The following is a 25,100-nucleotide window of genomic DNA, read 5'->3' as shown; positions in this document are numbered from 1 at the left end:
GTGTAAATAAAAATGAATAAAAAAATAATTGGAGTCGGAATACTTTCCTTTGTTTCGCTCACTACGCTTTCCGCTTATACTAATGTTCAAAGAGAAGCAGGAGCGGATACAACTAACCACACACAACAAATGAGACATCAAGGTCAGCATATCAGTGAATATGCTTCTAACAATACAGGAAGCGCTGCTAGCCATAAAGGTTCAGCTGTCCGTAACTACACTAATGTATACAATTCCGACATCATACCCACAAATATAGAACCAGCAATGGATCCAACATACGGTCCTGGTGAAGAGGTCATCATCACAGAAGACCATATGCCTGGAATGATGGGAGCCCAAGCAGAAATAGTAGGTGCTTTTGCTACTCATGCATATTCCGTAAGCTATTCCCCTACGGATGGTGGAGAACCGGTAAATGATCATAAATGGGTCGTACAGGAAGAAATTGCAGACGCAGGAGAAGAACCATTTGAAGTTGGAACTGAAGTCATTTTGAAAGCCAATCATATGCCTGGCATGGACGGGGCAACCGCAACGATTGAAGCGGTAGAGGATACGACCGTTTATGTAATAGATTACCAACCAACAGATGGCGGCGAACGAGTTCAAAATCATAAGTGGATGACCGATAGCGAATTAGCACCTGTTGACGCGGAAGTAGAATCTGACATAGAAGAGGACAATGTAAACTTCGATGATATGGAAAAATTCATGGAAGAGGGCGATGTAAACTTCGATGATATGGAAAAATTCATGGAAGAAGGCAATGTGAATTTTGGACGAATGAAATCACATATGAGTGAAACGCATCCTGATCTAAATAACCAAGAATCAAATGAATGGTACAAGGAAATGCATAGAACTGGTGGTTCATCTCAAAGTAGTAATTTTAGAGGAATGGGCAACATGTATTGAAAATTCTGAGTTGGTCAGAGTAATTGGCCTGCTAGTACAGAAATTTTAAAATAGTATGATTGGAGGAAACTAGAAATGGGTTTATTCCTAATTTTGGCTATCGGTTTCTATCTATACAAAAAAGATGAAGCACAAAAATCAGCTGCCAATAGTCAAAAAGAGAGCAACAATAATACAGATGAAATAAAAAAAGTGATTGATTATAGATATGCATCGGGTCAGATTTCTACTGAAGAATATGACAAACTAAAAGCAATATTGTAAAACTGAATTCGATCAAATAGTTATAGACTGGAGACGTTAGGATGATGAACGGAGGATATATGGGTTACTTTGGAAATGGTGGATACAATGGCATGCAGCGAGGATTTAATTCGTTTGATAAGATGGCAAATGGTTCTCCTCTACTGACAGTGCTGCTAGTTGCGCTTATTGTCGTTGCACTATACCTCGTTTTTAAAAAAAAGAAACAACAAACGACAGTTTCAGCATTGAATACAGGGAATTCTACAGTTACTGAAGCTGAAGAAATTGCAAAATTACGTTACGCTCGTGGTGAAATAACTGATGAAGAATTTCAAACTATATTGAAGACATTGAAGTTGTAATAAGGTGCAATAGCTGCAATAAATGTACTATGATACACGATCATATTGCATCAGCTAGTAGTAACCGGCAACCTATTAAAATTAATAAGGATCAAAAAAATGACTTTCATATTAGTTCAATATGAAAGTCATTTTTTATGCGCTAATCTTTTGAGAAGTGAACAGGGATAAATAGAACTAACATGTTGTCTTTTGTTAGGTTATACTACGGAAATTCCGCCAGTATTTCTTTCGCAGCATATAGAAAAAAAGTGAAAAAGGTGCACTTACGGAAAAAAGAACAGACACAACTGGAAACTGATTAAGCAACAATAAAAATCCGCCAGCTGTAATTATTATGCCCAACGATTGTGCGGGGAACAGCCATGGGAGTAATAGACTATTCTTAAGTTTTGTCCAGAATGGTCTATTAAGTACTTCGTAAAATAAAAAATAATAACAAGTTACAAGAAAAATAAGAACCGTGAAAAATGCAAATACAATGAAAATGGAGGGCGCAAAGCGTATGATTGCCCAGAAATCGACCCATAAAAATAGATAAATGCCATAAAATAAAAAGATAAATCGGTTGCTTTCTTTCCAAACGCGTTTATATTCCTTGAAGAAGAACGAACTTACTTCAATATCTCGCTGATTCCATATTTGCTCTCTTAGAACAGCGCAGAGACTCAGGGTTGCAGGGCCGATACCTAGAATAATGCCTCCAGCTAGTACACCTAGCAACCACAATAAATTTAAATAGACAAGGGAAGATAACCACTGCATTCCAAGCATTAAAGTATGAATTAACGAATTTTCTGATTCTGACATAAAGCCCTTTACACCCCTTTTAATTCTTTTTGTTAAGACTAATGATTCTTCTTTATAATAGTAAACGTTAACAAGGTTGTCAAATCAATGTTTATATTTAAAAGTTATTGACAATTATCCCTAAGATGGGTATATTTAAATTAGTAAAACGCTTTACTAATAAAAGCAGCGAGGGAGAAGAATACATATGGCTACGATTTATGATGTTGCAAAAGAAGCAGCTTACTCAATTTCAACTGTTTCGAAAGTGCTGAACAACAGCACCAATGTGAGTAGTCGAGCCAGAAAAAAGGTTTTGGAAGCTATCGAGACCTTGGATTACGTTCCGAACTCGTCTGCGCGCACGTTGGCAACCAAAAAATCAAATATGATTGGAGTGGTGTTCTCAGAAAATTTAGGTGTTGGTATGGCTCATCCGTTTTTTGGACCAGTAATTGAAGGTTTTCGGAAATTTGTTGATATGCATAATTATGACTTGTTATTTGTATCCAGAAGTATCAAAGGGGAAGAAAGCTACACGAACCAGCTAATTCGCAGGGGTGTTGATGGTATTGTTGTCTTCAGTACCGATTCAGATCAATCTGATCTGAAAATCTATCGTGAGTTGGGTATCCCTTGCGTCTTTATCGATATGGATGTAAATGATTTTAATTCTGTATATAGTGATAACTATCATGGTGCACTAATGGCAGTTGATCATTTAGTCGCATTAGGGCATCAAAAAATTGCGCATATACACGGAGAAAGTACTGGATTTATTGGTGTAGAAAGAATGAGAGGCTTCAACGATGCGATCAGTGCACATGGTTTAAACACACCAGAGGAGTACATCATGAATGGTGGTTATTACTCAGCGGATGGTGGTCGAATGGCCATGATGAAATTGCTTCGCCTAAGTGAGCCTCCAACCGCGGTGTTTGTATCTGGAGATCAAATGGCGATCGGGGCGATCCAAGCAATCAAAGAGTATGGTTTACGTGTTCCGGAAGATATATCGGTCGTGGGATTCGACGATATCGAGATCGCTAAATATATGGAACCAGCTTTAACAACTATCGCTCAAGATAAAGAAAAAATCGGTCAACAAGCAGGATTATTGGCGATCGAAAGTATTCTAAATCCGAATTGTTTGCCTGTCAAGAAGACGATTCCCGTGCGATTGATCAAGCGTGAGACAACAAGACAAGTGAAAAAATAACGAATTTTTTTATTATAGAACGGTAATAAAAAAATTTGCCGAAAGTGTAAAGCGCTTTACATGTAAATGAAAGCGCTAATCTAACCAAAGAGGAGCAATCAAAAATGAAAAAATGGGTAAGTGTTTTGAGTGTAGCAGGTTTGGGTTTAACGCTAGCGGGTTGTGGAGAGGATAAACCAGATTTAACGATAACGTCCTTTACAGATGAGTTGCAGGGGCCAATCGATAAGTTTGAAGAAATTAATGATGTTACAGTTGAACTCCAAATTATTCCGACTGCGGATTATCGTCAAACAATGCAACCAACGTTAGAAAGCGGCGATGGAGCACCGGATATCTTTACCGGAGAAATTGCGTACATGCAACAATGGCTCAACGCCGACTACTGGACGGATCTTTCGGCAGAGCCCTACAATGTGGATGAGTGGGAAGATGAATATGTGGATTATGTTTATGACTTAGGTAAAGACGAAGATGGCAACGTCCGTGCAATGTCTTGGCAAACGACACCAGGTGGTATTTACTACCGCAGAAGCATTGCAAAAGAAGTATTAGGTACAGATGATCCAAAAGAAGTCGGAGCAATGATGGCAAACATGGATGATTTATTTGAAGTTGGAGCAAAAATGAAAGAAGCAGGTTATGCTCTGTTCCCTGATGAAGGTTCTATATCTAAATTCACCAGTTTTGCAACAGGTGGCAGCGACCCACAACCATGGGTAAATGAAGATAACGAACTAGTTGTAACTGATGAGCGTCTTTCTTATTTTGACTATGCGAAAACATTAAGAGATGAGCAGTATACTGCTCTTGCACCAGCATGGTCACCATCTTGGTATGAATCTTTCAACGGCCCAATCAACTATAATATGGGTTGGGAAGAATTAGAAGGAGAAGCAGCGACTGCAGCAGAGGCAGAAGCAAATAGCCAAATCGAAGTATTCTCAGTAGCACTTCCAACATGGGCACTGGATGCTGTTTTCAAACAATCATCTAATGCAAATGCGGGTGACTGGGCTGTCACAAATGGCCCTTCATCTTACTTTGAAGGTGGAACATGGTTAGGCGTTTATGAAGGATCTGAGAATAAAGATCTAGCCTTCAAATTTGTCGAAATGATGGTACATGATGAAGAATTCTTGACAGAACGTGCTTTAGAAACGGGGGATGTACTAAGTTATAAACCCGTAACAGAAGCAATCAAAGATGATATGTCAGATGACTTCCTAGGCGGTCAAAATCATTACGAATTCTTCTTAGAAGAAGCAGAAAAAATTGATGCTAACGTCGTAACACCTTACGATCAACAATTGAATGAGTTATTTGGGACACAAGTCGGAGCTTATGTTGAAGGTGAGATCAGCAAAGAAGAAGGGGTTCAAGAATTCTATAACCAAGTTAACAATGCCTTCCCAGATATTGTTACACCTGATGAAAAATAATTCACAGATAATCTGGGGTTCTTCCAAAGAATCCCAGTTTTTATTTAGTTTAGAGGAGGATCGAAATGGGAAAAAATTCAAATAAAGCTTATCTGTACATTGCCCCATTTGTTATAGTATTTTTAACATTTAATATTTATCCAATTTTGTTGACCTTTTACTTCAGTCTCACGAGCTATAGTGGAGCTGGGGGCATTGACAATGCAGCCTTTGTCGGGGTAGAGAACTATTTACGTTTAACACAAGACAAGTATTTTATTGAATCATTGATCAACACGCTGATTATCTGGGGAAGTGGTTTTTTTATTCAATTAGCAATTGCATTTGGTTTAGCCCTCATTTTCAGTGATATTCAGCTTAAAATCAAAGGGGTGGGCTTCTTCCGGACCCTCTTTTACTTACCTAATATTATAACCGTTGCATCTGTAGCCCTCTTATTCAACTTAGTATTGGACTGGAATTATGGTGCTTTGAACCAAATGCTGCTAGATACCGGCATTATCAACCAACCGATCAATTGGCTCAGTGATGCAGTCTATTCCAGAGGTGCTGTTTCAGCAATCAATACATGGATGTGGTTTGGTCAAACCTTTATTATTCTGTTAGCAGGAATCAGCGGCATTTCGACAGATTATTTAGAGGCAGCTATGATTGACGGTGCCAACTGGTGGCAACGATTCTATCATATTACCTTACCGCAACTGAAGCCAATAATGCTCTACGTCATGATCACTTCTCTTATTGGAGGTTTGCAAATGTTCGATTTACCGCTGTTGCTGACTGATGGTATGGGTGCACCACGTGGGGCATTGAGCACGATGGTTCTCTACTTGTACAATCAAGCCTTCAAATACAATAATTTCGGTTATGCATCTGCAATTGCTTATGGTTTGTTTATGATTACTGTTGTTTTCTCCATTATCATATTCCGAACTATGAAAACTAAACCGGTTAAGAAAGGTGTCTAGTTATGAAAAATGATAAAGCAGTTAGCATTGAGCCGGTCGTTGATCCAACCGTTGCTCCAATCGGGAAAGTATTTAAAAACCGTATCAAAATTTTGAAAGTGATCCTCTATATCTTTTTGATACTATTATCCGTCATTTCCATCATCCCCTTCGTTATGATGATGGTCAATGCGACTCGTTCAAACACCGAAATCATTCGAGGCTTCACATTGGTCCCTGGGACATCATTCTTCGACAACTATGATGTGTTGATCCGCTACATGAACGTCTGGCGTGGCTTCGCAAACAGTTTGTTTGTTGCGACAACCGTGACCGTACTGAATGCCTATTTTTCAGCATTGACTGCCTTTGCAATGGCTTTCTACGAGTTCAAAGGAAAAACTTTTATTTTCGGTGCTTTTCTAGTCGTTATGATGGTCCCAGGACAGCTTGGACTTTTAGGACAATATGAATTGAACAGTACTTTAGGAATTCTAGATACGTATTGGCCTTTGATCATTCCAGCGATTGCTGCGCCTTTCACAGTATTCTTCTTTCGCCAATATTTGGTTTCTTCAATGCAAATTTCCATTTTAGAAGCAGCCCGGATCGACGGTGCATCAGAAATCTATATGTTCCATCGAATTGTTTTACCTATCCTAAAACCTGCGATTGCGACCCAGGCAATCTTCACTTTTATCGGAACATGGAACAACTATATGACGCCATTGATCATGTTAAGAACACCAAGTAAGTTTACCTTGCCAGTCATGATGGGTGCTTTAAGCGGTTCCCCAGTGGCAATGAACTTAGGAGCGATGTACTTAGGAATTGCTATTTCAGTAGTACCGATCATGGTAGCTTTTATCTTCTTATCAAAACACATCATCAACAGTATCTCGGCTGGTGCTGTAAAATAACTAAAGAGGGTGTAAATCTTTGTATAAACTAAATGAAAAAAATGAATTTATTATTGGAAATTACCAAACAACTTCTGCCTTCTCAAGTTTCTTGCCGGGAATCGTGGGCTTAAAAGGGATCCCTCTTTGGATGTTCTACATCAATCGGGGCCAAGCGATCAGTAGTTTTGGAATAGAGAATAAGGATTCAGCAATCTCAGAATTCCTGCCAGCGGATAAAGCCTATCAACACACACCTTTGCAAGGGTTTCGAACTTTTTTAAAAGTTCGAAGAGAGGGTGAAACAACCGTTTTTGAACCGTTCTCTGACCCGAGCGAAAATTCTACGGAAACAATGACGATCGGTATGAATCATCTGACATTAAACTACAAGCATCATGATGAAAACCTAAGTCTTGTTGTTCGCTATTACAGTTTGCCGCATGCACCGATTGGAGCACTGGTTCGTACCGTTAATATCGTGAATAATAGTAATGAAGCAGTCAGTCTCGAAGTAGCAGATGGTTTGGCGGCAATTCTGCCGGCAGGGATCGCAAATGCAGACTACAAAGAAATCAGCAACACATTGAAGAGTTGGTTTGATGTCAAAAAGGTTGATAATTCCTTTAACTTTTATCACTTGCGAGGGAGTACAGAAGATACTGTGGAGGTTAAGGAGATGCATAGTGGCAACTTCTATACGTCATTGGTAAAGGAAAATGAAAAAGTAACACCGGCATCAATTATTTATGACCGCCAGCTTATTTTCGGCAAGGATGAAACATTACGCAAAGCTGACCATTTTAATCAGAACGCTGTTTCTGAAATAAATAAACAAAATCAAGTCAGTACCAATAGAGTCTCTGCTGGATTTACACTATGGCAAGGGGAGTTGTTACCAGGAAAAAGTGTTGAGTTGATGACGCTGGTTGGTTATGGAAAAGATGAGGACACAGTCTCGAAATATCTGTCTCAACACTTAAACGAAGATACGGTAAAGCAAGCCTTTATTACTGCACAAGGTTTAACGGATGAGTTGACCGACGTCATTCAAACAAGTACTGCTAGTACGAAATTTGACCAATACGCCCGACAATCTTACTTAGATAATGGGTTGCGGGGTGGCTTTCCAACGATCCACACCTATAAGGATAAACAACAAGCTTATTACGTTTATTCGCGTAAGCATGGCGATTTAGAAAGAGACTATAATTTCTTCTCAACGTCTCCTACCTATTACTCACAAGGGAATGGGAACTACCGCGATATCAACCAAAATCGACGGATGGATGTTTATTTCACAACTGAAGTAGAGGATGCTAATATCCGCCATTTCATGGAATTGATCCAATTGGATGGTTACAATCCACTTGTGATAAAAAAGGTTCTTTTTACTTTCAATGGTACTGGTACAGATATCGCCCCGTTCTTGAAAGAAACAGAACAGAAAAAGATGCTTCTTTCATTCTTTGATAAACCATTTGAACCAGGCGAATTATTGCGTTTTATTGAAGAAAACACTATTGAGTTAACAAGCTCTTTTGAGGAGTTGTTAGCCTACGTCCTGTTCGCCAGCAGTGAAAACCTAGAAGCAGATCATGGAGAAGGATTCTGGATCGATCATTGGACCTACAACATCGATCTTATCGAAAGTTATTTGGCTATTTATCCAGATAAGAAACAGACCTTATTATTTGAACGCCCATACAAGTACTATCAAAATAAAGTTTGTGTCCAACCTAGGGAAATAAAATATGTCCAGAAAGACAATGAATACCGACAATATAACGCTCTAGACCATAAGGAAGGCGACATTAGTCAGTGGGTAGAAGCACCAAACAAAACGCCTATCACAACCAACCTTTACTCTAAGCTCCTTTTGTTAGCCGCCATCAAAACGGCAACGATCGCTCCGTTTGGTTATGGTATTGGGATGGAAGCCGGAAAACCGGGTTGGAATGATTCTTTGAATGGATTGCCTAGCTTGTTCGGGACCAGCACTTCCGAGTTATTTGAACTGAAACGTTTAATGACTTTAATCGAGCAAGCAGATCTAGAGGGATGCATCTACGCTTTACCAATCGAAGCGTTCCGATTCCTTGAAAAACTACAAGAACATCTGACGTTGATGCAAGACGATGATCAAACATTTTGGGAACAAACTACAAGACTGCTAGAAAAATACCGAGCAGACATCTACCAGGATCTTTCTGGAGAAATAGAAGTTCTCAGTCAAGAGGCAGTCGAACGGTTGGTTCATTCCCTGACTAAGCGAGTAGATCAAGCCATTGAGGCAGTAGAAAAGTATAATGGACCAGCCTTGTTGCCAACATACTTTTACTTTGAAAAAAATCATGAAACATTGAAACCACATGCAGTAACCCCATTTTTAGAAGGTTTGGTCAAAAAACTAAAAGTAACGGACAGCACGAAAGAAGCGTATAATATATATCAGGCTGTCAAGGAATCAGAAATCTATGATCGTAAGCTACAGATGTATAAGACAAGCGGACCATTGACGAATGAGCCCATTGAACTAGGAAGAGCCAAGTTCTTCACACCGGGATGGTTAGAAAATGAATCTGTTTTCTTGCATATGACTTATAAATACTTACTGGCATTATTAAAGAGTGGTTTGTATGACGCTTTTTATGAAGACCTTGAAACTATGTTGATCCCCAACTTGGATCCGAACATTTACGGTAGAAGTATCCTAGAAAATTCTTCCTTTATCGCTAGTAGTGCGAATCCAGATGAGAGCATCCATGGTAAAGGTTTTGTGGCACGTCTCAGTGGTTCAACGGTTGAATTCTTGAATATGTGGGTTCAAATGTTCATAGGTGAACGTCCATTTACCTACGACAAGGATAAAAAACAGCTATCTTTTCAACTTTTACCAGCGTTGCATAAAGAGCTATTCAAGGAGGACGGTACCGTTCAATTCACCTTGTTAGGTGAAATAAAGGTGACTTACAGTAATGCTAAAATGCAACATACGTATGGCGAAAAGGGTGTGAAACCGATCCGTTACAGTATTCGATACGCGGATGATCAGGTTAAGGTGATCGAAGGCGATCGCATCCTAAATCAAGAAGCAATAGATATAAGAAATAAGACCGTGAAAAGCATGCACGTGACCTTAGGGTAAAAATATTTCTATATCTACTTATTATTCAGGAATGAGGGAAAAAATGGGGAAATATGTTGGTATCGATATAGGAGGAACAAATATTAAATACGGCCTCCTAGATGAAAAAGGCAATATCTTGCATAAGGACAAAATCAAGACCAGCTCAGAGGGTGTTGAAATAATCAAAAATATCAAAATAATTGTGGAGAATTATAAAGAAGCTCACGATATAAGAGCTGTGGGCATCAGTGCACCAGGTATCGTAGAAGAATCAGGTTTTATGACGACAGGAGGTGCGATTTTTGATTTCTATGGCGTCCATTTAAAAAATATCTTGGAAAAAGAATTAGGGCTGCACGTTGCAGTCGAGAATGATGCAAATAGTGCAGCTTTAGCCGAAAAATGGCTCGGAGCCGGGCGAAACTACAAAAACTATTTTACGGCCGTAGTAGGAACAGGAATTGGCGGAGCCGTTATGATCAATAATGATATCTACCGCGGGGCACATGCAACAGCTGGGGAATTTGGTTTTATGATCAATGCGCCCGTTTTAAATGGTGACACCCGACTTTCATCCGTGAGCCTGACGAGTTCAGTTCAATCCGGCTTAGTCCAAAGATACCTAGATGGATTTGATGCGACAATGCCCCAACAAGATCTTGATGGGGAAGATATCTTCCAACTTGCAGAGGCGGGAGATCTACGAGCCAAAAATGTGATTGATGCTTTTTACGACCATCTTGCAATCGGCATTTATAACGTTTTGGTCTCGTTGGATCCAGAAGTCGTTCTGGTAGGAGGAGGCATCAGCGCTAATCAAAGTTTTATACAAGAATTGAATCGAAGAGTACAAGGTTTACAAGCGGGACATCGTGATATGAAAAATATGACGCTGGCAAAAATAGTGCCGTGTCATTTCCTCAACGACGCAGGTATTGTTGGCGCAAGCTATAAAGCCATGAAAGAAGACCGCGAAAGAAAGCTGGAAAGTGAAAAACAAGAAAGCGATCCAGTTAGTCGATAAGATGAAGCTAAAATAAAAAGTTGGTCAACTTATACAAGTCAGTCCAAACTTAATGGAAGATTCAATTTGACAAAAGGAGGGCAAGAGAAGTGAAAGGATTCAGAAAAGATTTTCTTTGGGGCGGAGCTGTGGCGGCTAATCAAATAGAAGGAGGTTGGAACAAAGCCGGAAAAGGTATCTCCACAGCGGATGTCATTACTAAAGGTACGCATTCTGTCCCGAGAGAAATAACCCAAGGTATATTAGAGGGTTATGATTATCCGAGTCATGAGGCAATCGATTTCTATCACCGGTACAAGGAAGATATCGCTTTGTTTGCTGAAATGGGCTTTAAATGTTTTCGTACCTCTATTGCCTGGAGTCGGATTTTTCCCTTAGGTGATGAAAAGGAACCGAATGAAGCAGGATTGCAATTTTATGATGATTTATTTGATGAATTATTGAAATATAACATCGAGCCGGTCGTGACCTTATCTCACTTCGAAATTCCTTACCATTTGTGTAAAGAATACGGGGGATTTCGGAATAAGAAGCTGATTGATTTTTTTTCTCATTACGCGAAAACGGTCATGGAGCGTTACAAAGATAAAGTGACGTACTGGATGACATTTAACGAAATTAATAATCAGGCAGATGGCTACCGAGACTTACATGTCTTTAATAATTCAGCTTTGGTTTTTAATGAAGGCGACAATAAAGCAGAAGTGGTCTATCAAGCAAGTCTGAACGAACTGATTGCCAGCGCAAAGGCAGTGGCAATTGGTCATGAAATAAATCGCAACTTCCAAATTGGCTGCATGATGGCCTATGTGCCGGTTTATCCATATTCTTCTAATCCTGAAGATTTAATTGCTTCTGTAAAAGCGATGGATCGTCGATTCTTCTACAATGATATTCATGTACACGGTGAGATTCCGGCGGCTAATCTGAGATTGTGGGAAACTGAAGGCTACCATATTGACTATAGCCAAGAAGAACTCCAACTATTGCGTGAAGGAACTATCGACTACATCGGTTTGAGTTATTACATGTCAAGTACTGTTACAGCTTTAGATTCTATACCGGGGTGGCAAGATGGCTCAGTGGATCAATTGAAATTCACCGATAACCCCTACCTTGAGAAAAGTGAATGGGGCTGGCCGGTCGATCCGGTTGGCTTAAGATATACTTTAAATATCCTAACGGAAAGATATCATCTGCCTTTATTTATCGTCGAAAATGGTTTAGGTGCGTACGATAAAATTGAAGCAGACGGTACTATCCAAGATGATTACCGTATTGATTATCTTAAGAGGCACATTCAGCAGATGAAAATAGCTGTCGAAGAAGATGGGGTAGACCTAATAGGTTACACTCCTTGGGGATGTATCGATATTGTGAGTTTTTCTACTGGAGAGATGGAAAAACGTTACGGCTTTATCTATGTGGATAAGGATAATGAAGGAAACGGAACACTTGAACGTCTCAAAAAATCTTCTTTTGATTGGTATCAGAATGTAATTGCTACTAATGGCGAAGAATTATAAGTAGAAAAAATGTATAAGATTGCTGAAAATAAGATGAATTAATGAGAAAAGACCGCTAACACTTTTTAATAAAGTGTTAGCGGTCTTTTCTATGCAAGATTCTCTTTAAATAACTTTATCCAGATGAGTGCATTAAAACTATTATTCTCTAACACTTTACCGTACTATCTTGTATATTTATTTTTTTATAATTAAGAATTATATCCAAGTAGAAATGTCCAAAATAATAAAAATAGTGAAACTAATGCGATGATAGTACCTATAATTATGCTGATCAAGGCTGAAGTTTTACTTTGCTTTCGTATTTTCATCCCACTAGCTATAAGCATAATTCCTCCAATCAAAAAAATAACTTCAATTTGTATGTATATCATAAGTCAGCTCCTTCAAACTAATAAAGACTGAAACTATTTATTTAGTTTCAGTCTTTATCTTTTTATCATATTCTATTTTTTGATTAAACGTACAGGTTGATTGGATAGGTCAAATAGCCTGGGTCATCTAGTTGGTCAGCCGTTATCAGACCTGCTGGTGCATGTAAAAGAGATGGAATTCTATTAACGATGGTGGCACAAGTATGTGCAACAGTATCCGGTTTTTCTAATGAAAAGACCATATTAGGTTCTCCACTGATTTCCCAATCACACATATCACCATCTGTTTCGCGGTAAACTTTTCCAATACATTCTACTTCGAGTTCAATCCCTTGATGAGTCTGAACCAGTGTCACAGCAGACATCCCAATGGCATCGCCCGCTGGAATACTACGGCCTAATGTTTCAGAATATACGGCTTCTTCTAGTACAAAAGGCACGCTTTTTTGACTGATTGATTGGATCGTCCAATTCATCTTCGCACAAATACCTTCTGCTGCGTTCCACATATAGGAAGGTAAACTTTCAGCTTGAGCGATTTCTTTTTCGAATTTCGCTAATTCATAACCTACACCATGTGCCTCAGCTAATGCCAGACCATAATCTTCCACATTATAACTAACGGCACCTTTGATTTTTTGGATTTTATTCATTCCAGCCATCATCAAAGTAGGCATATTGATCCAGTAAATATCTTGCATTCCACTACCAGTAATAGTCACTCCATGGTCTTTCGCTATACGGTCCAAACGATTTGCTACTGCTGGAGAAGTATTCCATGGATAAATGGCTTCTTCACACGTAGTAATCACGTTTACGTTATTAACTAGACAAGTTTCGAATATTTTTTCCATTTCAGGCATATAACTAAAGACAGTCACAATCGCAACATCCGCATCACAATTTTCAAAAACTTTCTGAGCATCATCAGAAATTTTGACACCTGTTAGATAACCTAATTCCGCAAAATCTCCAACGTCTAGGCCGACAACCTCTGGATTAGTATCAATTGCTCCAACGATTTCTGCACCATGATCTGTTAAATATTTAATGATTAATTTTGACATCTTTCCACAACCGAACTGCACGACACGAACTTTTTCTGTAAACATTAAGTTCCCTCCTATTTCAATTGTATTTCTTTACACAACTACAGTGTAATATTTATAGTCTTGAAGAGTCAAGGGAAGAGGTTGAAATCGATTATAAAGGATACTTATAAGAATAGTGTACCAGTGAAATGTTGATTTTTATCTGCTCTAAGAAATACATACTGGTATTTTTTATAATATATGTGAAATAAAATTCAAACAGATGAACAGTTTGAATAAAGCGGTAAAAAGTAAAGGTTTTTAAAATGAAAGCTACGATGTACTTGTAAATAGAACGATATAATACTATACTGAATGTTTGTGAGAGCATAGTCACGTTCTTAAAGTAAATCGCTGTATTATTTTTTTAGTGGCGCATGTGAAAAAAATTCAAACAAGTAGACAGTTTGTATTAAGCGACAGAAAAAATACAGCATGGTTAGTTGATGAAAAATACTGGTCTTTAGCTTCGTTGCTTATCAATTCAAAATAGCTGTAATAGGGTAGAATCATGGGATTTGATTTGGTATAACAATGTTTACAACATGATAAGGTCATTATTGGGGGTTAGTATATATCAATACTTTGATGACAAACTAGCGATTTGACTTAATCGAAACAAGCTTCGCGTTTTAGCATTTTCAAAATTATTATTTTATCTTTAACAATAAATTATTTGGAGGAAATTATGAAAAACGTAGAAAGAGTTTTAGGATTTATTGCCATTATTCTTATTTTAGTATTAGGGAAGAGCCAACTCATATCAGATATATTGTTTTTTAGATTGATCATTGGACTTGGACTTGGGTATACACTGTCAAGATCCTACACAGGTTTCGCAGGAAGTGTGAATCGTGCTTACATGACTGGTTCCACCAAACTCATGCGAACACTGATGTTCATGTTTTTTATTTCAGGAGTGGCTACTGCGGCTTTACTTTTCAAGGGAGATGCTACTAGCTACGGTCTGTGGATCAACCCTATCAATCTGGGTCTGATTCTAGGAGGTCTTCTTTTCGGATTTGGTATGAGTTTCTCATCATGCTGTGCATCAGGTGTGCTCACGGACCTTATAACAGCTCTACCAAGAGCTTTTTTCACTCTGATTTTCTTCGGAATGGGTGTGTTTTTAGGATTTCCGTTGCAAAATACGGCAAGTATTGTCACTGAATCTTGGTTCACTTCTTCAACAGGAGAGAGCTTTAGTAACGGTGTATTCCTTCCGGATCTATTCCAGTGGGATGGTCTAGGTGGTTATCTTGGAGCGATCGTTCTAACAGGGATCTTTGCCCTTATCGTTATCGGTCTTTCTTATGAATTTGAACGAAAGAGAAAGAACGGGAATACTTATACTGAGGTCTCAGTTGAAAAAATGCAAGAGGAAAAGATTCCTTTTGATTCTAAAGACTACGTGCTGTTAAGCGAACCTACTTATAAGAGAATGTTTGTAAATCCTTGGACACTTATACAGGGAGCAGTAGTCATAGCCTTGCTGTTTATATTGCTTATGGGGGTTACCCGTTCAGGATGGGGAGCATCAACACCTTATGGCCTTTGGTTCGGGAAGATTCTAATGATTTTTGGAGTTTCTGCTGAATCTTTGGCGTCTTTCACTAAGATGAAACCGGATGGCTTCCTGCAGCCTTTCTTTGAGAACGGTGTTTCGGTGCAAAATTTTGGGATTCTTCTTGGTACTATCGTATATCTTTTAACAGCTAGTAAATTTGTCCAGACGTTCACTTCAGAATTAAAAATCAGTTTTAAAGAAGCGTCACTTTTCGCCATGGGAGGATTAGCTATGGGTCTTGGGACTCGCTTAGCTAACGGTTGTAACGTTGGAGCCTTGTATACACCAATCGCAAACTTCTCACTTTCTGGATGGATATTCCTCGTTGTTATGATCATCGGTGGATGGACAGGAAATGTTCTTGGAAAGAGAATTAAAAGCTAAGAGGTAGGATCATTAACGGACTATTTCTGACTAATTATTTGATAGAAAATAATTAGTCAGAAATTTTTTTATGTTAAAACTAATTAAAATGAAGTATTTAAGATGCTGAAAATCTTGATTACTTTCATCTAGTGAATCTTTGAGCAAGAAAGATACTTTTATCTTTCAAAATTAGTACAGTTCGGATACAACTAGTAAGAGACAGATGAATTTTTCTTTTTAGTGAGTTGTCGTGACTTTATGCTAATTGGAACTTTCATTTGTTTCTATTTTTTGTAAAAAAATAGGTATGAATGAATTTCTTCATTCACACCAAAAATTATATAGCTTTTCTTTTAGGTAAATAATTCTTTTGATAAGTACTGCGATCGATTAGTTGAAATCCACAATTTTTTTGGCTAAATCTACTAAGTTTCTGTTTGTCATATCTGGTTTCAAGTAATAAGGATTGTATTGATCTTCTTTGCGTTTAATATAGGCTGTATGAAGTCCAGCTTTTTTAGCACCGAATAAATCCCAATCATGAGTAGCAACCATGACTGTTTCAGCGGCATTGATTTTTTCTTCATTGATGACATAATGATAAATATCATTAAAGGGTTTATATTTTTCTACTGAATCAACTGAATAATAAGAGTCAAATAAATCAATCAGGCCAGAATTATTCAGCTGTTCTTCAACCATCTTATAAGAAGAATTGGTTACTGAAATAACTTTGATGTTGTGGTCCTTCAACAATTTTAGCGCTTCAGGTACATCGTCGTATGCAGGAAGATTACTGAACGATCCTAGAATATCTGTTTTGATTTCATCAGTTAGTTCTTTATCACTCTCTAAAAAGACACTTTCTAACGCGGCTTCTGAAAGTTTTCCAAAATCAGTATATTCACCCATACCGCCTATAACAGTAGACGAATGAAGAAGTTTAGCGAACCAGTAATTAAGAACATATTTATCTTCAAAATATTTACCGAAATTTTCTTTTAAGACACTTAAGTTTAATAACGTTTCGTTCATATCAAATAATACTGTTTTTATCATCTCTTCAGCTCCTTTTAGCGTATGTGCTAACTCTTTAGTTTTATTCTTTTATCCAATTTGGAGTCATTTCGACATTGGCAGCTTCTAATACTGTGTATATTGGACATCTCGAATCAACGATTTGTTGTAATTCAGTGAGACGTTCTTCAGATTCACTTGTTTTCACGCGAGCATTTATGCTGACTGATTGAAAGTAGGGACGAACATCTTTATTGCCCATCATACCTTCTGGATTCATTTCTGCTCTGATATCGAATTCTATACTTTGAAGATCAAAACCTATTTCTTTAGCTGCCATGTTAGCTATCGCGTTCTCACATCCTGCTAGTGAAGCTAGAAAGGATCCTAGTGGATTGGCGCCTTCATCTTTCCCACCCATTTGTTTAGGCTCATCAATGATCACCTGATGTCCTTTAGAATGTGCTATTGTTTGCATCCCTTTTGAAGTAGCTGTAATTTGTTCAATTTTTTTAGCCATTTGAATCTCTCCTATTCCATTTTTTTCTCACTATCTGATGGTATAATAGTTAGTCTGTTTTCTGGTTGAGAAACTACTTTTTGTTTTTTTTAACCATTAAAACTAATTCAAGTGGTTATGTATTAACCATACAGTATGGTATTATTAAAGTCAATCAACCAATCAATTTAAAGGAGAATTTTAAATGATCAAAAAACTAGAGACAAGATATTCTTATTTATCTGACTATTTATTCATTAATTTACTTAATACGATCAACGGAAGAAACAATATGTTTACCGATTTTCTTGAAGAAGAAGGCCTAATGGATGAGTGGCTGTCATTGATGAAAGAAAGAGGCTTATTGAATTCTGAACAAGTGGCGAAAATAAACGAATCCCCAATTGATATAAAAAAAATTCGATTATTTCGTGAGCAGTGTAGAGCTTTCTTTTTAGAACCCGAAACAAAATCAACATTCTTAGAAAATTTAGCATCAAATACTGAGAAAGCACCATTGTCTTTTGATAAAGCGTTCAGACCTACACCAAGTAAAGGTGGGACTGATGGACTGATTTCACTTATTGCTTACGATATGATTACAGCTCACCATAATGGTCTGTTTCCTAAAATTAAAAAATGTAAATCTGATACTTGTTATGCATTATTCGTTGATACAAGTGGAAGACGAAAATGGTGTTCAATGGAAGTTTGCGGCAATAGAACAAAAGTACGCAAATATTATGCTAAAAAAAGTGAGGAACATACTTGAATACGTTAAGTATTCGAGTATATTCTTCACTTTGATAGATTGCGTTTTTTAGGGGGACATCATGTATATAAAATAGATAGATGATCTATTTAATTTTTTCTAGTCAGCGCACGATGATTACTCATGCAGTAATTTAGCATAATAACGTATTGCTTTGATAGCGCTATGCCAAGCGTGCAGTTTACCTTGTCGTTCTTCAATGGTCATGTGAGGTTCAAATTGCTCATCCGCAGAAACTAAAGCTGCTAACTCATCTTGATCGCGCCAATAATCAACAGCTAATCCAGCGAGATATGCAGCTCCTAGTCCGGTCGTCTCCAATCGTTCGATGCGTTTAACCGTTTTTCCGAGAATATCTGCTTGAAATTGAATCAACAGATTATTTTGTGCAGCTCCACCATCAACGTGAAGAAGATCTACTAGGATCCCAGTATCTAATTCCATTAAATCAATAATATCGCTAACTTGATAAGCAAGCGATTCTAAAGTTGCTCGAACCAATTCCCGATGGCTGGTAGATTCATCAATTCCGAGAATAGCTCCTCGTGCGTTTGAATCCCAATAGGGTGCACCAATTCCTCGAAAGGCGGGGACAACATAAACGCCTGAATTAGGCGCTGCTGCAAGGGCTAATGATTCTGAATCATCCATTGATTCAAATAAATTTAAGCTGTCTTTCAACCATTCAATGGCACTACCTGAAATAAGAGCCGAACCTTCAAGAGCATAGGTTATTTTCTCGTCGATCGAATACCCGATAGTAGTGAGCAACTTGTGTTTGGATAGTTTTGGTTCAGAGCCGGTATTCATAACGATGAAGGTTCCTTGACCATAAGTGCTTTTTACTTGGCCAGGTTGAAAAGCTAATTGACCAAATAACGCTGCCTGCTGGTTTCCCGCAACACCGGCGATTGGGATCTTTGCGCCATCAAAAAGATCTAAATCGGTTATTCCATAAATATGAGAGCTTGGATGAACTTTCGGCAGCATACTTTTAGGGATATTAAACAGACTTAATAGCTGTTCATCCCATTCTAGTGTATGGATATTGAACAACATCGTCCGTGAAGCATTCGTGTGATCGGTACAGTGTAACTTACCATTGGTCAGGTTCCAAATGAGCCAACTATCAACCGTGCCAAAGGCCAACTCTCCACGATCTGCTCGTTCTTGAGCGCCAGGATGATGATCTAAGATCCAACGAATTTTACTAGCAGAAAAATAAGGGCTCAAAACTAAACCAGTCTTTTCGTGGATGGAATCTTCAACTTTTTTTTGTTTAAGTTGATTAATAATAGCTAGTGACTGATTGGAACTCCAGACAATTGCGTTATGGATCGGTTGACCAGTTTTACGATCCCATACAATGGTTGTTTCGCGTTGATTTGTGATGCCGAGTGCTTTGATCTGATGGAATGAGACTCCAGAATGTTTCGTAACTTTAAGAAGCACGTCACAGACTGATTGCCAAATAGCATTTGGATCTTGTTCGACCCAGCCGGTTTGTGGTATCTGCTGTTCAAAAGTTTGAGCTGCGGTGCTGATGTAATTTCCTTGGCGATCAATAATAATTGCACGCGTTGTAGTTGTTCCTTGGTCAATTGCTAAAATATATTCTGGCATAAGCAATTACCTCCTTAAATGGATTGCATAGTAAAATAGTCATTTTCATACTGTTAGAAATTATAATTAACCTAAAATCTTTTACGATTAGCATTTGTGGTGGATCACCTGAACAAGCACTTCATGATAACTTTTGCTGTCCGGTTGGCAGTCTTCAAGTACCCAGCAGTAGAGCATCTCAGACAAACCATATGCGTAAAAGTCAGTTGTCGCTTTGATGAAAGGTTGGTTGTTATCAGCAACAAGGTGCGCTTGAAAATAATCATCTGAGATGGTTTGGATACTTCGTTTGATATAATACATAAGATAATCTTTAAAGGAATCTAGCTTTATATTTGAAAATATCTTCTTATAATATTTTTTATTCGCTTCAAGGTACTCTAATAGAAGGAACAATGCTTCTTCCCATTGTTCCCAATTCATGATCGATTGGATCAATTCAGAGACTTCATGGGAGAAAATCCAAGTAATTAAATCGTATTTGTCATCAAAATGATCATAAAAAGTCTGGCGGCGGTAATCAGTCTGATCCATTATATCTGTTATTGATATCTTATCAATAGCTTTTTCACTGGTTAGATGTTTGAGAGAACAAGAAATAATTTCCTTCGTTGCGTTTTGTTGGTTCATTTTTTGTGACTCCTTCGACAACTTATTAGCTACCACATTCAATTACTTTTCATTATACTTCATACTCAAAAGTAATTGAAGCGGACAAAGAGAATCTTTTGTCTGTTGAAATGGTAACGCTTACTTTTTAAGCTTTGTTCAGTCCTAAAGGAAGTCATGCATCAGTTTATTAAGTTGTTTGTTAGATCATTTTATAAATCAAATAGTTTAAAAAATAGGAGGAATAGAAATGAGAAAAGCATTTATTAGTCCAACAAAATATGTCCAAGGAGAAAACGAGTTATTAAATTTAGGTTTTTATATTAAATCCTTTGGTGAATCTGCATTAGTTATCGGGAATCCAGGCGATATCGAACGGGTTCAAGACAAGTTGGACAAAACAGCTGAACGTTTTGGCATAACCTTACATCTTGCAGATTTTGGTGGAGAAGCGACACGCGAAGAAGTAAATCGTCTTAAAAAATTAGCGAAAGAAAAAGGAACAGATATCATTGTTGGATTAGGTGGCGGAAAAGCAATTGATACATCTAAAACAGTTGCTAATGGTCATAATCTAATTGTTTGCCCAACGATTGCAGCTACAGATGCACCAACTAGCCACTCAGCAGTGTTATATACGAAAGATCATCATTTTGATGAATATGCTTATTTTATCCAAAGCCCTAGCGTAGTATTAATGGATACTACGGTAATTGCTCAAGCACCAGCTCGATTCTTAATTTCCGGCATGGGAGATGCACTAGCTACTTATTATGAAGCACGTGCGACTCGTCGTTCAAATTCAAATGTAAACGCTGGCTTACCGAATGGATACCACACAGGAGATACAGCACCTGCTAAAGGTACGATTGCATCCATCACATTAGCTAGAGTTTGTTACGAAACAGTGATGGAGAATGGCTATAATGCAAAGATTGCATGTGACAATAATGTTGTTACACCAGCTTTAGAGAATATCATTGAAGCAAATACATTATTATCTGGTCTTGGATTTGAATCAGGCGGACTAGCTGCAGCACATGCCATTTATAACGGCTTAACAGTTCTAGATGGTCCTCATAATTACTTCCATGGAGAGCAAGTAGCATTTACAACATTTGTTCAACTTATTCTTGAGAATGCACCAAATGATGAAGTTGAAGCTTTATTAGACTTCAATTTATCTGTTGGACTACCTGTATCATTAGCAGATTTGGATGTAGCAGAAGTGAAGTATGAAGAAATCCTTAAAGTAGCTGAAAAAGCGTGCATCCCTGAAGAATCTATTCATGCTATGCCTTTTGAAGTAACACCTGAAAGTGTAGCTCAAGCTATCATTGCAGCTGATGCGATCGGACGAGACTACAAGAAGCGTAAGTCAGTAAAATAAACTATAGATTAAAGGATGGGAACTGATGAAAAAAATTGTAAACGACCCGAATAATATAGTTGACGAAATGTTACAAGGCATGATCGTAGGCCATTCTGAGTTGATCCAAAGAATACCAGAGACTGGCATCATCCAACGTAAAACAGAAAAATCAGGAAAAGTAGCTATTATTTCTGGAGGTGGGAGCGGACATGAACCCGCTCATGCTGGGTTTGTCGGTGAAGGTATGTTATCTGCTGCTGTCTGCGGAGCAGTGTTTACTTCCCCAACGCCAGATCAAATTTTAGAAGCCATTAAGGCAGCCAATGAAGGTGCCGGTGTATTCATGATAATCAAGAATTATTCTGGAGATATCATGAATTTTGAAATGGCTCAAGAATTGGCTGAAATGGAAGGAATTGAAGTCGCAAGTGTTGTTGTAGATGATGATATTGCTGTTGAAGACAGCTTGTACACTCAAGGAAAACGTGGAGTAGCCGGAACGATTCTCGTCCACAAAATAGTAGGCTACGCAGCACAACAAGGAAAGTCGATCACAGAAATCAAAGAATTAGCTGACAACTTAATTCCGAATATCAAATCCATCGGGCTCGCACTGACTGGCGTAACTACACCAGGTAGCACTCAACCAAGCTTTGTTTTAGCTGAAGATGAGATTGAATACGGAGTAGGGATCCACGGTGAACCTGGCTATCGCAGGGAAAAATTGCAAACATCTCACAACCTTGCAAATGAGTTATTGACGAAATTAGTCAACGATTTTGAGGTTAAACCATCAGACCGATTTGCGGTAATCGTTAACGGACTAGGTGGAACGCCGTTAATGGAACAATATGTTTTTACAAATGATGTACAGCAGCTTATGGATGAACGTAAATTGTCTGTGGACTATTACAAAATAGGTAACTATATGACGTCACTTGAAATGCAAGGATTGTCATTGACTTTACTCTATTTAGAAAATGATTTTTATATTGAAGCATTAAACGCACCAGTTACAACTATAAGCTGGTAAGCACGTTGACAGATTATAGGTTATACGAAAGAGGCCAAACCCATAATGGATATACAAATAGGAATTCGTTGGATGGAATTATTTAACGAGAAGATCCAACAAGAAAAAGATTATCTCACGCAGCTAGACACACCGATTGGGGATAGCGATCATGGCAATAATATGTCACGAGGCATGGCTCATGTTGTCGAAGCAATCGACACACAATCTCCTGATTCACTCGAAGAGCTGTTAAAGCTGGTTACGACTACTTTATTAAGCAAAGTAGGGGGCGCATCAGGTCCACTATATGGTTCAGCTTTTATGGGTATGCTGAAAACATATCAAGGAGATAGATCATCATGGAGCAAAGTGCTACAGGGTGGATTAGAGAGCATCCAAAAACGTGGAAAAGCCGAAGTTGGCGATAAGACGATGATCGATGTTTGGGCACCAGTTGTTCAGGCAGCAGAAAACGAGCAATTAACCGATGAAGTTATTGATGGGTCCGTTGAAGCAACGAAACCATTAAAAGCTAAAAAAGGGCGTGCTTCATATGTAGGTGAACGCTCCATTGGACATATTGATCCAGGTGCTTATTCCTCTGCTTTACTATTTCACGCTATGCTAGAAGCGGAGGCTGAACAATGACAAAAACTGGTATTATTATAATCTCCCACGTATATGAGATTGCAAAAGGAATCGACCGATTACTTCAAGAAGTCGCTAGCGATGTTGATATTAAAGTGATTGGAGGCCTATCTGAAACTGAAATCGGGACAAGTTTTGATAGTATTCTTGAAGTTATCGACAAACATCCATCGGACAATTTACTTGCCTTTTATGATTTAGGCAGTGCCAAGATGAATTTGGATATGGTGAAAGAGCTTAGTGATAAATCGATCACTATTTACGATGTGCCGATAGTTGAAGGGGCTTATACTGCAGCAGCGCTCTTACAAGCCGGTGTAACTCAAGAGGCCGTTGAACAGCAATTAAAAGAATTACACATCAATAAGTAAAAAAATCAACGTAAATCTAATGCTAGAATGAGTAAAAAAAATTATTAAATTGCAACAACAAATATTCGAAGCATAAAAGTCGATTTTTTAAGATACCAGACTTAAAAAGATACAAATTGTAGTAAGAGTAGTAGTATAGAAACCATAAGGATGGAATCTATACTACTACTTTATTTGATTTTAAATCAACTAACGTAGGTGAAGAATAGCGGTCGCTTGTTTGATCAGAAATTCCAACTGTTTTCAGGATATCGTATTGCATCCAAACAGTGAAAGAAAAGCGACGAAGTAGTCTGATCTAAAAAGAAATTGACGAAAACTCACCGGGATAAAATAATCTTTGAAAAGAGGTTTATTATGGAGACATCGGTATTGAAAGTTTCAAATATAACCAAACGAATCAAGAAAAAGCTAATTATAAAAGATGTCAGTTTTGATATCAAACAGGGGGAAATATTAGGTTTTTTAGGACCCAATGGATCTGGAAAAACAACAACTTTAAGGATGATCGTAGGCTTATCAAAGCCGACATCCGGAGATATAAAAGTCTGTGGGTATTCCATCAAAAAAGACTTTGTAAAAGCTATGTCTAATGTAGGTTGTATCATTGAAGGTCCTGATCTTTATGATTATATGAGCGGGTATAGGAATCTTGAAATATTAGGTAGTATGTCAAAAGGAGTTACTAAAAAAGATATCGATGATGCTATAGAATTAGTCGGTATGGAAAATCGGATCCATGATAAAGTTGAGGTTTATTCAATGGGGATGAAACAAAGAATCGGGTTAGCTCAAGCACTGATCCATAAACCCAAACTATTGATTTTGGATGAGCCTACAAACGGACTTGATCCTCAAGGCATACATGAGTTTAGAGAAATCGTAAAAAAATTGGCTAAAGAAAAAGGTATTTCAGTGTTGATTTCTTCGCATCTCATTAGTGAAGTTCAATTGATGTGTGATCGAGTCAGTATCATAGATGACGGAAGCATTATTAGAAATGCAGCAATCGATGAAATTTTAACTACAGGTGAAGTTGTTTGGACAGTAGATGATCCCAAAAAGACTCAATCCGTCCTTAAAAATAAGTTTGCTATCGATTCAGCTATTGATGCGAAAAATGTAACAGCATTAGCTAGCGTAGAAAGGCTTTCGGAAATAAATAAAGCTTTATTCAATTCGGGGATAGAAATCAAATATGTTGAAAATAAAAAGAGAACGTTAGAAGATTTATTTTTAACCCTTACAGATAAACATAAAATCGGATAAAGGTG

24 protein-coding genes are annotated in these 25,100 nt (G+C 37.9%); 17 read left to right on the top strand and 7 right to left on the bottom strand.

What is annotated here, in order from left to right:
• Positions 1–12: 12 nt before the first annotated feature.
• The 3 genes from J7E16_RS07400 (at position 13) to J7E16_RS07390 (ending at position 1,526) form a co-directional block, all read left to right on the top strand.
• Positions 13–918 carry a YdhK family protein gene (locus tag J7E16_RS07400; protein WP_214890466.1) on the top strand — a complete coding sequence of 302 codons (906 nt, stop codon included), beginning with the start codon at positions 13–15 and terminating at the stop codon, positions 916–918.
• Positions 919–993: 75 nt separating this feature from the next.
• Positions 994–1,182: an SHOCT domain-containing protein gene (locus tag J7E16_RS07395; RefSeq protein WP_034546787.1), complete on the top strand. Its 189-nt coding sequence runs from the start codon at positions 994–996 to the stop codon at positions 1,180–1,182.
• Between the two features lie 41 nt (positions 1,183–1,223).
• Positions 1,224–1,526: an SHOCT domain-containing protein gene (locus J7E16_RS07390; protein WP_214890464.1), complete on the top strand. Its 303-nt coding sequence runs from the start codon at positions 1,224–1,226 to the stop codon at positions 1,524–1,526.
• 195 nt (positions 1,527–1,721) lie between these two features.
• On the opposite strand, the gene J7E16_RS07385 is transcribed toward J7E16_RS07390, so the two are convergent.
• Positions 1,722–2,336, bottom strand: coding sequence for a DUF624 domain-containing protein (locus tag J7E16_RS07385; RefSeq protein WP_214890462.1), 615 nt, complete (start codon positions 2,334–2,336; stop codon positions 1,722–1,724).
• 187 nt (positions 2,337–2,523) lie between these two features.
• On the opposite strand from J7E16_RS07385, the gene J7E16_RS07380 reads away from it, so the two are divergent.
• From J7E16_RS07380 to J7E16_RS07350, 7 genes are all read left to right on the top strand, one after another.
• Entirely contained in the window at positions 2,524–3,534 is a 1,011-nt protein-coding gene (locus J7E16_RS07380; protein WP_214890460.1) for a LacI family DNA-binding transcriptional regulator, read from the top strand.
• A gap of 104 nt (positions 3,535–3,638) precedes the next feature.
• Positions 3,639–4,976: an ABC transporter substrate-binding protein gene (locus J7E16_RS07375; RefSeq protein ID WP_214890457.1), complete on the top strand. Its 1,338-nt coding sequence runs from the start codon at positions 3,639–3,641 to the stop codon at positions 4,974–4,976.
• 65 nt (positions 4,977–5,041) lie between these two features.
• Positions 5,042–5,944, top strand: a complete 903-nt coding sequence (locus tag J7E16_RS07370; RefSeq protein WP_034546780.1) for a carbohydrate ABC transporter permease — start codon at positions 5,042–5,044, stop codon at positions 5,942–5,944.
• Positions 5,945–5,946: 2 nt separating this feature from the next.
• Positions 5,947–6,843: a carbohydrate ABC transporter permease gene (locus J7E16_RS07365; protein ID WP_081884480.1), complete on the top strand. Its 897-nt coding sequence runs from the start codon at positions 5,947–5,949 to the stop codon at positions 6,841–6,843.
• A gap of 19 nt (positions 6,844–6,862) precedes the next feature.
• Positions 6,863–9,970, top strand: coding sequence for a hypothetical protein (locus tag J7E16_RS07360; RefSeq protein WP_214890455.1), 3,108 nt, complete (start codon positions 6,863–6,865; stop codon positions 9,968–9,970).
• Positions 9,971–10,013: 43 nt separating this feature from the next.
• Positions 10,014–10,976, top strand: coding sequence for an ROK family protein (locus J7E16_RS07355; protein ID WP_214890452.1), 963 nt, complete (start codon positions 10,014–10,016; stop codon positions 10,974–10,976).
• Between the two features lie 89 nt (positions 10,977–11,065).
• Positions 11,066–12,502: a 6-phospho-beta-glucosidase gene (locus J7E16_RS07350; protein ID WP_214890451.1), complete on the top strand. Its 1,437-nt coding sequence runs from the start codon at positions 11,066–11,068 to the stop codon at positions 12,500–12,502.
• 191 nt (positions 12,503–12,693) lie between these two features.
• Here the strand turns inward: J7E16_RS07350 and J7E16_RS07345 are convergent, their stop codons facing one another.
• Positions 12,694–12,876: a DUF8460 domain-containing protein gene (locus tag J7E16_RS07345; protein ID WP_214890448.1), complete on the bottom strand. Its 183-nt coding sequence runs from the start codon at positions 12,874–12,876 to the stop codon at positions 12,694–12,696.
• A gap of 83 nt (positions 12,877–12,959) precedes the next feature.
• Positions 12,960–13,988: an NAD(P)H-dependent amine dehydrogenase family protein gene (locus J7E16_RS07340; protein ID WP_214890445.1), complete on the bottom strand. Its 1,029-nt coding sequence runs from the start codon at positions 13,986–13,988 to the stop codon at positions 12,960–12,962.
• Between the two features lie 667 nt (positions 13,989–14,655).
• Between J7E16_RS07340 and J7E16_RS07335 the strand changes: the two genes are divergently transcribed.
• Positions 14,656–15,918, top strand: coding sequence for a YeeE/YedE family protein (locus tag J7E16_RS07335; RefSeq protein ID WP_214890442.1), 1,263 nt, complete (start codon positions 14,656–14,658; stop codon positions 15,916–15,918).
• Between the two features lie 372 nt (positions 15,919–16,290).
• Here J7E16_RS07335 and J7E16_RS07330 read toward each other — a convergent pair whose 3' ends face one another.
• Both J7E16_RS07330 and J7E16_RS07325 read right to left on the bottom strand, forming a co-directional pair.
• On the bottom strand, positions 16,291–16,959 hold the full coding sequence (locus J7E16_RS07330) for a haloacid dehalogenase type II (protein ID WP_214890439.1): 669 nt from the start codon (positions 16,957–16,959) through the stop codon (positions 16,291–16,293).
• A 40-nt stretch (positions 16,960–16,999) separates the two neighbouring features.
• Entirely contained in the window at positions 17,000–17,437 is a 438-nt protein-coding gene (locus J7E16_RS07325) for an OsmC family protein (protein WP_214890436.1), read from the bottom strand.
• Between the two features lie 184 nt (positions 17,438–17,621).
• On the opposite strand from J7E16_RS07325, the gene J7E16_RS07320 reads away from it, so the two are divergent.
• Entirely contained in the window at positions 17,622–18,188 is a 567-nt protein-coding gene (locus J7E16_RS07320) for a CGNR zinc finger domain-containing protein (protein WP_214890434.1), read from the top strand.
• 117 nt (positions 18,189–18,305) lie between these two features.
• Here the strand turns inward: J7E16_RS07320 and glpK are convergent, their stop codons facing one another.
• Together glpK and J7E16_RS07310 are read right to left on the bottom strand one after the other, a co-directional pair.
• Entirely contained in the window at positions 18,306–19,811 is a 1,506-nt protein-coding gene (gene glpK / locus J7E16_RS07315; protein ID WP_214890432.1) for a glycerol kinase GlpK, read from the bottom strand.
• An 87-nt stretch (positions 19,812–19,898) separates the two neighbouring features.
• The gene (locus J7E16_RS07310) at positions 19,899–20,441 is read right to left on the bottom strand and encodes a TetR/AcrR family transcriptional regulator C-terminal domain-containing protein (protein WP_214890429.1); all 543 of its coding nucleotides are present in this window, start codon (positions 20,439–20,441) and stop codon (positions 19,899–19,901) included.
• 229 nt (positions 20,442–20,670) lie between these two features.
• Between J7E16_RS07310 and J7E16_RS07305 the strand changes: the two genes are divergently transcribed.
• The 5 genes from J7E16_RS07305 to J7E16_RS07285 all read left to right on the top strand — a co-directional run bounded on the left by J7E16_RS07305 (position 20,671) and on the right by J7E16_RS07285 (position 25,095).
• Positions 20,671–21,810, top strand: a complete 1,140-nt coding sequence (locus J7E16_RS07305; RefSeq protein WP_214890426.1) for a glycerol dehydrogenase — start codon at positions 20,671–20,673, stop codon at positions 21,808–21,810.
• Between the two features lie 25 nt (positions 21,811–21,835).
• On the top strand, positions 21,836–22,825 hold the full coding sequence (gene dhaK, locus J7E16_RS07300) for a dihydroxyacetone kinase subunit DhaK (RefSeq protein ID WP_214890423.1): 990 nt from the start codon (positions 21,836–21,838) through the stop codon (positions 22,823–22,825).
• A 45-nt stretch (positions 22,826–22,870) separates the two neighbouring features.
• The gene (dhaL, locus tag J7E16_RS07295; RefSeq protein WP_214890420.1) at positions 22,871–23,455 is read left to right on the top strand and encodes a dihydroxyacetone kinase subunit DhaL; all 585 of its coding nucleotides are present in this window, start codon (positions 22,871–22,873) and stop codon (positions 23,453–23,455) included.
• On the top strand, positions 23,452–23,826 hold the full coding sequence (dhaM, locus tag J7E16_RS07290; RefSeq protein ID WP_214890417.1) for a dihydroxyacetone kinase phosphoryl donor subunit DhaM: 375 nt from the start codon (positions 23,452–23,454) through the stop codon (positions 23,824–23,826). Before dhaL ends, dhaM begins: the two co-directional genes overlap by 4 nt.
• A 357-nt stretch (positions 23,827–24,183) precedes the next feature.
• On the top strand, positions 24,184–25,095 hold the full coding sequence (locus J7E16_RS07285) for an ABC transporter ATP-binding protein (RefSeq protein WP_214890414.1): 912 nt from the start codon (positions 24,184–24,186) through the stop codon (positions 25,093–25,095).
• Positions 25,096–25,100: the final 5 nt, after the last annotated feature.

Source organism: Carnobacterium sp. ISL-102, from assembly GCF_018612935.1.
Lineage (GTDB): Bacteria > Bacillota > Bacilli > Lactobacillales > Carnobacteriaceae > Carnobacterium_B > Carnobacterium_B alterfunditum.
Note: the sequence above shows the minus strand (reverse complement) of the source record. Positions and strands in the feature narration are given on the sequence as shown.